Raw genomic sequence first — 8322 nt, 5'->3', positions numbered from 1 at the left:
CACCCGCACCTGCTCCGGCCCCCAAGCCCGCACCGGCCCCCGCTGCCGCACCGGCCGCCCCCGCCGCGGCTGCCGAATCGTCCAACGGCGCAACCCCGTACGTCACGCCGCTGGTCCGCAAGCTGGCGGAAGAGAACAACGTCGACCTCGCGAGCATCACCGGTTCCGGTGTGGGCGGTCGCATTCGCAAGCAGGACGTGCTCGCCGCCGCCGAGGCGAAGAAGGCGCCGGCCCCCGCTGCCGCTCCGGCCGCGTCCGCACCGGCCGCCGCGAAGGCGCCCGCCGCCGCCCCCGCCGCGGCGCGCCCGCAGCTGGCGCACCTGGTCGGCACGGTGCAGAAGGCGAACCGCATCCGCCAGATCACCGCGACCAAGACCCGCGAGTCGCTGCAGACCACCGCGCAGCTGACCCAGGTGCACGAGGCCGACGTCACCAAGATCGCCGCGCTGCGCAAGCAGGCCAAGACGACGTTCAAGGAGCGCGAGGGCGTCAACCTGACGTTCCTGCCGTTCTTCGCCAAGGCCGTCGTCGAGGCGCTGGGCGTGCACCCGAACGTCAACGCCAGCTACGACGAGTCCAGCAAGGAGATCACCTACCACGCTTCGGTGCACCTCGGCATCGCCGTCGACACCGAGCAGGGCCTGCTGTCCCCGGTGATCCACAACGCCAGCGACCTCTCGTTGGCCGGTCTGGCGCGCGCCATCGCCGACATCGCCGATCGCGCCCGCAACGGCGGCCTCAAGCCCGACGAGCTCGCCGGTGGCACCTTCACCATCACCAATATCGGCAGCCAGGGCGCGCTGTTCGACACCCCGATCCTGGTTCCGCCGCAGGCGGCCATGCTCGGCACGGGCGCGATCGTCAAGCGCCCGGTGGTGGTGACCGACGAGACCGGCAACGAGTCCATCGGCGTCCGCTCGATGTGCTACCTGCCGCTCACCTACGATCACCGCCTGATCGACGGCGCCGACGCCGGTCGTTTCCTGACCACGATCCGGCACCGCCTCGAGGAGGCGGCGTTCGAGGCCGATCTCGGCTTGTGAGGAAGGTCCCGCGGCACGTATGAAGGTCGTGATCGCCGGCTCGTCCGGGTTGATCGGGACGGCGCTCGTCGCGGCTCTGCGCCGCGACGGGCACGAGGTCGCCCGGCTGGTCCGCAGAAAAGCGGCGGGCCCGGACGAATTCGCCTGGAACCCGGTTCGCGCCCACTTGGACGAGCGGGCGCTTCGCGGCGCCGACGCCGTGGTCAACCTGTGCGGCGCGAGCGTCGGCCGGCGCCGCTGGACCGGCAGTTTCAAACAGGAGTTGCGCGACAGCCGGATCACGCCGACCGACGTGCTGGCGGGCGCGGTCGCCGCTGCGGGCGTGCCCGTGCTGCTCAACGCCAGCGGCGTGCATTACTACGGCGGCGACACCGGCGATCGGGTGGTGGACGAAACCGCCCCGGCCGGCACGACTTTCCTGGCCTCCCTGTGCCGGGACTGGGAGAAGGCCGCCGAGCCTGCCGCGGCCGCCGGGGTGCGCACCGTGTTGTTGCGCAGCGCCGTGGTGCTCTCGCGCGCCGGAGGCATGCTCGGCATGCTGCACCCGCTGTACGCGCTCGGATTGGGCGGGCGGCTGGGTAACGGCCGCCAGTACACGCCGTGGATCTCGCTGGCCGACGAGATCGGCGCGATCGTCTTCGCGCTCACCACCGATACGGTGTCCGGCCCGGTCAACGTGGTGGGTCCCGCACCGGTCACCAACGCCGAGTTCAGTCGCGCGCTGGGCCGTGCCCTGAATCGCCCCACCCCGCTCGTGGTCCCGGCGTTCGCGCTGCGTGCGCTGGTCGGTGAGATGGCGCAGGAGGCGATCCTGCGCGGACCGAGGGCGATTCCCACAGCCCTCGAGGAGGCGGGTTACCAGTTCCACCATCCCACCATCGGCGCCGCGCTGGCCGCCGCGGTGGGACGCCCTGGAGAGGCTCGATGACCGACCGACTCGACACCAGGCCCGCCACCGTCATCCGGGACGCGACTCCCGAGGACCTCCCGGCGATCCTGGACATCCACAACGCGAATATCGCCACCTCGACCGCGATCTGGGACACCGAGCGGGTCGGCTTGGAGGACCGCCTCGGCTGGTTCCGGGCCCGCACGGGCGCGGGGCTGCCCGTGCTGGTCGCCGAGATGGGCGGCGCGTTGGCGGGTTACGCGAGCTACGGCCCCTGGCGCACCAAATCGGGCTACCGCTACACGGTCGAGAACTCCGTCTACGTCGACGAAGGCTTCCATCGGCGCGGCATCGCCACCGCACTGCTCACCGAACTGATCGACCGTGCCCGGCGAGCGGGCACCGTGCACGCGATGATCGCCGCCATCGAATCCGGCAACACCGGCTCGATCGTGCTGCACGAACGCTTCGGCTTCCGCACAGTCGGCGTCCTCCCCGAAGTGGGCCACAAATTCGGTCGTTGGATGGACCTGACCCTTATGCAGCTGACCCTGCCCATCGAGGTCGGCTGAGCCCGCCCTGCCGCGCTTGGCACACATCGCCGACACCCTGGGCTGTGCGTGTCGGTGCGCTACGTGCGACGCTGCGGCCTGGTCGGCGGAGGGCAGTCGCTCGATCCCCGTACGGGCCCATGCCGCACGGGTATTTCAGCACGTGACGCGAGGCCCGTCCGGCGGAATCGGCCGATAAGGCGCGAACCCGCCACCGACCTGCGCGTAGCCGCAACCTTCCAGTTCTCTCCCGGCAACTCCGATCCGGCTGTGGGCGTTCCCACATCGAGGTGCTGGAACCAGCCAGCCTCCTCGGCGTACCGTCATGGCTGTGACCGACACGCGCACCACGCTGTCCGCCCGATTCGACACGACCCCGATCGTGGTCGAGGATCTCGGACTCATCGACTACCACGCCGCCTGGGACCTGCAGCGCACCATCGCCGAACAGCGCGCCGACGGCGACGGGGCCGATCATCTGCTGCTGCTCGAGCACCCCTCGGTGTACACCGCGGGCCGGCGCACCGAGGCCGAGGACCTGCCGATCGACGGCAGCCCCGTAGTGCAGGTCGACCGGGGCGGCAAGATCACCTGGCACGGCCCCGGCCAACTCGTCGGCTATCCCATCGTGCGCCTGGCCGAGCCGGTCGACGTCGTGAATTACGTGCGCCGCCTCGAGGAGGCGCTGATCTCGGTCTGTCTCGGTCTCGGCCTCACCTGCGGCCGGGTCGAGGGCCGCTCGGGCGTCTGGCTGCCCGCCACCGAGCTGTACGCCGAACGCAAGATCGCCGCGATCGGCGTGCGTGTGCAGCGCGGCGTGGCGCTGCACGGCATCTCGCTGAACTGCAATTCCGCCATGGACGGGTTCCAGGCCATCGTGCCGTGCGGCATCCGTGACGCGGGCGTCACCACGCTGACCCGCGAACTCGGCCGGGAAGTGACCGTCGCCGAGATCAAGCCGCTGGTGGCCGCCGCCATCATCCGCGCGCTCGACGGCGACCTGCCCGTCACCGAGCACGGCGTCGCACGCGTCACCCCTGGTGACACCACCCCGCAGACCCCGGCCGCGACGGCGTAAGGTCGATCGAGTGACCTCAGTCGACACCCCGACACCACACAACGCCTCCGCAGCCGAACCTGCTGCGGCACTCCCGGGTCCCTCCGCGGCTACGCAGGCTACCTCCGCCGGGCCCGAGGCTCGCGCCGCGAACGGCCGCAAACTCCTGCGCATCGAAGCCCGCAACGCGGAAACCCCGATCGAGCGCAAACCCAAGTGGATCCGCACCCGGGCCACCATGGGCCCGGAGTACTCCGAACTCAAAGGCTTGGTGAAGCGCGAGGGTCTGCACACCGTCTGCGAGGAAGCGGGCTGCCCCAACATCTTCGAATGCTGGGAAGATCGCGAGGCCACCTTCCTGATCGGCGGCGAACAGTGCACCCGCCGCTGCGATTTCTGCCAGATCGACACGGGCAAGCCCGCCGCCCTCGATCGTGACGAGCCCCGCCGCGTCGCCGAGAGCGTCCAGGCCATGGGCCTGCGCTACTCCACCATCACCGGCGTCGCCCGCGACGACCTGGAAGACGGTGGCGCCTGGCTCTACGCCGAAACCGTCCGCGCCATCAAGCGTCTGAACCCGCACACGGGCGTGGAGTTGCTGATCCCCGACTTCAACGCCGACCCAGGCCAGCTCGCCGAGGTCTTCTCCGCGCGCCCGGAAGTGCTGGCGCACAACCTCGAGACGGTCCCCCGCATCTTCAAGCGCATCCGCCCGGCCTTCCGCTACGAGCGCTCCCTCGCGGTCCTGACCGCCGCTCGCGAAGCGGGCCTGGTCACCAAGTCCAACCTCATCCTGGGCATGGGCGAAACCCCCGAGGAAGTCACCCAGGCCATGCGCGACCTGCACGAGGCGGGCTGCGACATCCTCACCATCACCCAATACCTGCGCCCCTCGCCGCGCCACCACCCGGTCGACCGCTGGGTGAAGCCGGAGGAATTCGTCGAGCACTCGAAGACGGCGGAAGAGATCGGCTTCGCAGGCGTCATGGCGGGTCCGCTGGTCCGCTCGTCCTACCGAGCGGGCCGGTTGTACGCCCAGGCGATGGCGCACCACGGCCGGGAGATCGCCCCGGAGATGGCGCACCTCGCCGAGGAGGGCACGGCGTCCCAGGAAGCCAGCTCCGTGCTGGCCCGCTTCGGCAGCTGACCGGCGCCACACCTGGCTCGCGATCGGCTGACCGCCGAATCGCGGGCCGGTAGCGGTTCGCTGACGTAGTCGACCGAGGCCGCCGACGATCTCGAGTCGCTGACGGGCGCGTCACAGACCCCACCGATTGAGCCACGCCACAATCGAGATCAGCGTGTAGGCCGCTACCGTGCAGGCCCCGGTGATGAACCAGGGCGCCAGGTCGCGCGGCGAGCGCTGCCCGGTCTGTTCGGCGCTCGGTTCCCGGCCGCGCACCACGATCGTGTTCCCGAGCATGTCCGCGAATGTACGTCGCCGCGTATCGAACAGCGGCCACAGAAATTCGAAGTAGCAGGGAAGTGCGTCGACGGTGTGAGCGAGCTGGCGGAGGAAGCTTCGGCCGATACCCACCGGGCGGTGTGTACGCGGGTCCACCACCCGCAGGCCCGTGACGAGTTTGCCGAGACTACGCCCTGTCCGCCCCTGCACGACCACGGTGTTCACCACGCTCAGGATGATGACAGTGGCCACCATCAGCGCGTACAACCACCGGGTCACGTCTTGCGGGTATATGGGTACCGCCCCGTTGACGCTGGTCCCCCGCGGTTTGATGTTCTCGATCGGCTCGCCGTAGATCAGAATCTCGAGATCCTCGGCGAAATCCATCGCGAAACCCTCGGTGCGCATGGGGTCGTACAACAAGTTCCAGTCGATGTACGTTGCCAACCCCAGAAGCGCCACAACCACCAGTGCATCGATGAACCAGGCCGACATCCGTAGATGCCACGGCGCATACCGCGGCTCACCTGATGGCATCGCAGGCTCCCGACTCGGTATCCAGCACCGCCGTTTCGATCACTGCGAAGAGCAGCGATTGTGTTGGTTCCGTGAGGCGGGCGATCATCAAGGCTCCTGTCCGGAATCGAAAGCACTGTCACAACACAAGACGGTCCGCTGTTCGGCATGGAAATCGGAGTCCATAGGGAACCCGAGGCGGATTGCCGACTTCGCGGTCACCTTTACCGATCGGCCTTAAGAAATCCTTGTCGGCAGGTGAAACGGTGGACTGGTAGATCCCCGCAGCAGAAGCGCTGGTCCTGACGAGCGCCGATTCGGACCGACCACTCACGCCATCACGGTGATCGCGCCGAGATCTGGTCGATCCGAAACCTGTTTGTGAGTCAAATCACATGCAAGGCAAATTGCTTGCACAGCACGGCAATAACGGCGGACCAGCCGTCTTCAAGATCGTGAATTTCGATAGCCTAGGGTTAGTTCACTTGTTGTTCACCTTCCGTGATCAAGCTGAGATCGGTCCGGAAGTGACCTGAGAAACCAGCTCCGCAGTGTTTCTCTTCGGGTACGGCAGCGGCACCGACGGGTACCGACCCGTGTAGTCCACCGCGTCGCGCCGCCAGGAAATCGAACCCTGGCTTTCACAACGAAATCCGAAAACAGCACACGAGCCGAGACGGCGAAATCCCCACCGATGCCCGCCGTGATCCGCGCTGCCTTCTCCAGCCGGATCGTCGCACGATGAAGGAACTGATTTCTCGATGCCTGACGCACGCCTTTCTTTTCTCCGCCGCCCGTCATTTCGCAAAGGCGCGGCCCTCGCTGCCGCCGTCGGCGTGATCGCAGTCGGCTTCTCCGCCGGTGTGGCGGTGGCCGACGACAGCGCTCCGGCGCCCGTCACGCCGGTCGCCGCGCCGATCGACGGACTGGCCTTGCCCGCGCTGCCCCCGCTGCCTGCGCTGCCCGCGCTGCCGCCCCTGGGCTTCCTGCCCGCTCCGCCCCAGGTCTACGAGGACAACCTCGACGGCTGGATTCGCCAATCCCTGGACATCATGCGTCTGCACGGCATCCCGGGTAGTTACGAGGGCATTCACCGCAACATCATGCGCGAGTCCGGCGGCAACCCCCGCGCCATCAACCTGTCGGACTCCAACGCCGCCAAAGGCACGCCTTCCAAGGGACTGCTCCAGGTGATCGACCCGACCTTCAACGCCTACCACGTCGACGGCACCCCCTTCGACATCTGGGATCCGGTCGCCAATATCACCGCCGCGTGCAACTACGCGGCCCATCGCTACGGCTCGATGGACAACGTCAACGGGGCGTACTGAGGTCGGTTGGCAGATGGTCCGGTCCTCGCACATCCTCCGGAATGTGCGAGGACCGAATCGTTTTGCGCGAAGCCTCCGAAATGCGCAAGGACCGATTCGTCCTGCGCGAAACTTCCGGCAGCCCGGTAGCCGACCTGCGGCGGCACGGCGCTTCGGCGCGAGTCCGTGCAGTCGCGGGAGCCGGACTCGTGACGTTCTCGCGTGGCCGGGCTCACCGGTCGCGCCCCTGCGCCGCCTCCAAGAGAGCCGCACAACACCGACCCAGTGGTCGGTGCAGCACGAACTAGACCCGCGCCGCTCGCATCGCCAAGAACTCGCGTACCTCGGGAACCGTGGAGTGGGCGCGGACCGTGGTCGCGATGGCGTCGATGCGCTGGTGCAGGCGCGTGGACGCTAGACCGGCGATGGTGTCGTAGTTGTCGGCGAGCAACGCACACGACTGGGCGATATCACCGGCCGTCGCGAAATTCTCTGCGAGATGGACTTGCCACGCGGCGCGCTCCCTGGGCCACGCCGAAGAACTCTCGATCGCCGCTTGCAGATTGGAGGTGGCCGCAGAGTGCTCACCGACCCGCATCTGCGCCCAGCCGACGCCGCCGATGAACTCAGCCTCGGGCAGGTATACCCAATCCGGGTCGTGCCCGCGTGTCGATTCGTATGCGCGATGTGCCCGGCTGACAGCCGCCGTCATCGCAGACTTGTCACCACGAACCCCATGAGCCTCGGCTTCCCTGATCGCCATCAAGGCTCGCAATTTCGGGCCGCCGTCGCGCAGTGATGCCCGCGCTCCGGCCTGCGCGTATTGCACAGCCAAGGGGTGGCCTTTCGCGTCGTCACTAGGGCGACTCGCCATGAGGAAGCTGGCATTTGCCAGCGCATGCGCCGCAGCGATCCCATCATTGGCCGCATTCGCTGCGTTCGCGGCATCCGCGTAATATCGCCGCGCATCGTCGGGGCGACCCGCGTCGTAATGCACCCACCCGGCGGCGGTCATCATCTCGGCGGCAGCGCTGGTGAGCGCCCGTCCGACAGCTTCCGTGTAGCTGCCGTGGTCGAGCAACTGCTCTACATAGCGGACTTGAGTGGCCGCCACCCGGCACAATCGGTCGCCGCCGACCACCAGATCCAGTTCGTGGATCTGGTTCACGCTCTCGACAATGGCTTCGACATCGCTCGCGCCGACTTTCACGCTGGACGCCGACGCGGCGTTCGCGGGCGCGGACACCGACATCACGGCAGCCCCCGCGCCTCCTATTGCCCCTGCTCTGAAGAAGTTGCGACGGTCCACATCTGCCTCCCGATCCGACTCCACTACCAGTATGGCAAGCGGAACCTGAAGCGCACGGGCTACGAGACGCAGAACCCGAACGTCGTGCGAGGCCGGACCGCCGCGCTCCAGACCCGAGACCGCGGGCTGGGAGAAGTTGATCAGCACGCCCAGCTCCGTCTGGGTCATGCCGAGGGATTTCCGAATCCGCCGAATCACTTCACCAGTGGTCATAGGCATGGCCCAGCGTCCCCCCATCGTCG

Annotated in this window: 8 protein-coding genes; 6 read left to right on the top strand and 2 right to left on the bottom strand. The window is 68.0% G+C overall.

Going from position 1 to position 8322, the window contains the following annotated elements:
• The 5 genes from sucB to lipA all read left to right on the top strand — a co-directional run.
• On the top strand, positions 1 to 1043 hold a 1043-nt coding region (sucB, locus tag HOV91_RS04300), incomplete at its 5' end, for a 2-oxoglutarate dehydrogenase, E2 component, dihydrolipoamide succinyltransferase (protein WP_174184109.1).
• Positions 1044 to 1062: 19 nt separating this feature from the next.
• Positions 1063 to 1971, top strand: a complete 909-nt coding sequence (locus tag HOV91_RS04295; protein WP_174184108.1) for a TIGR01777 family oxidoreductase — start codon at positions 1063 to 1065, stop codon at positions 1969 to 1971.
• Positions 1968 to 2504 (top strand): GNAT family N-acetyltransferase, encoded by a 537-nt coding sequence (locus tag HOV91_RS04290; RefSeq protein WP_174184107.1) that lies wholly within the window; start codon positions 1968 to 1970, stop codon positions 2502 to 2504. Before HOV91_RS04295 ends, HOV91_RS04290 begins: the two co-directional genes overlap by 4 nt.
• 304 nt (positions 2505 to 2808) lie before the next feature.
• Positions 2809 to 3561, top strand: a complete 753-nt coding sequence (lipB, locus tag HOV91_RS04285; RefSeq protein WP_174184106.1) for a lipoyl(octanoyl) transferase LipB — start codon at positions 2809 to 2811, stop codon at positions 3559 to 3561.
• Between the two features lie 10 nt (positions 3562 to 3571).
• On the top strand, positions 3572 to 4687 hold the full coding sequence (gene lipA / locus HOV91_RS04280) for a lipoyl synthase (protein ID WP_438822628.1): 1116 nt from the start codon (positions 3572 to 3574) through the stop codon (positions 4685 to 4687).
• A gap of 111 nt (positions 4688 to 4798) precedes the next feature.
• On the opposite strand, the gene HOV91_RS04275 is transcribed toward lipA, so the two are convergent.
• Positions 4799 to 5482, bottom strand: a complete 684-nt coding sequence (locus HOV91_RS04275) for an RDD family protein (RefSeq protein ID WP_174184105.1) — start codon at positions 5480 to 5482, stop codon at positions 4799 to 4801.
• Between the two features lie 740 nt (positions 5483 to 6222).
• Here HOV91_RS04275 and HOV91_RS04270 point away from each other — a divergent pair.
• Positions 6223 to 6792: a transglycosylase SLT domain-containing protein gene (locus HOV91_RS04270; protein WP_174184104.1), complete on the top strand. Its 570-nt coding sequence runs from the start codon at positions 6223 to 6225 to the stop codon at positions 6790 to 6792.
• Positions 6793 to 7075: 283 nt separating this feature from the next.
• Here the strand turns inward: HOV91_RS04270 and HOV91_RS04265 are convergent, their stop codons facing one another.
• Entirely contained in the window at positions 7076 to 8293 is a 1218-nt protein-coding gene (locus HOV91_RS04265) for a helix-turn-helix domain-containing protein (RefSeq protein WP_281370827.1), read from the bottom strand.
• Positions 8294 to 8322 lie beyond the last annotated feature (29 nt).

Source organism: Nocardia barduliensis (assembly GCF_013315795.1).
Lineage (GTDB): Bacteria > Actinomycetota > Actinomycetes > Mycobacteriales > Mycobacteriaceae > Nocardia > Nocardia barduliensis.
The sequence above is the reverse complement of the archived record's forward strand: the minus strand, read 5'-3'. Positions and strand labels throughout refer to the sequence as shown.

Coding starts and splice junctions, on each gene's coding strand:
- HOV91_RS04295 (WP_174184108.1), top strand. CDS start 1,063: ATGAAGGTCGTGATCGCCGGCTCGTCCGGGTTGATCGGGACGGCGCTC.
- HOV91_RS04290 (WP_174184107.1), top strand. CDS start 1,968: ATGACCGACCGACTCGACACCAGGCCCGCCACCGTCATCCGGGACGCG.
- lipB (WP_174184106.1), top strand. CDS start 2,809: ATGGCTGTGACCGACACGCGCACCACGCTGTCCGCCCGATTCGACACG.
- HOV91_RS04275 (WP_174184105.1), bottom strand. CDS start 5,482: ATGCCATCAGGTGAGCCGCGGTATGCGCCGTGGCATCTACGGATGTCG.
- HOV91_RS04270 (WP_174184104.1), top strand. CDS start 6,223: ATGCCTGACGCACGCCTTTCTTTTCTCCGCCGCCCGTCATTTCGCAAA.
- HOV91_RS04265 (WP_281370827.1), bottom strand. CDS start 8,293: ATGACCACTGGTGAAGTGATTCGGCGGATTCGGAAATCCCTCGGCATG.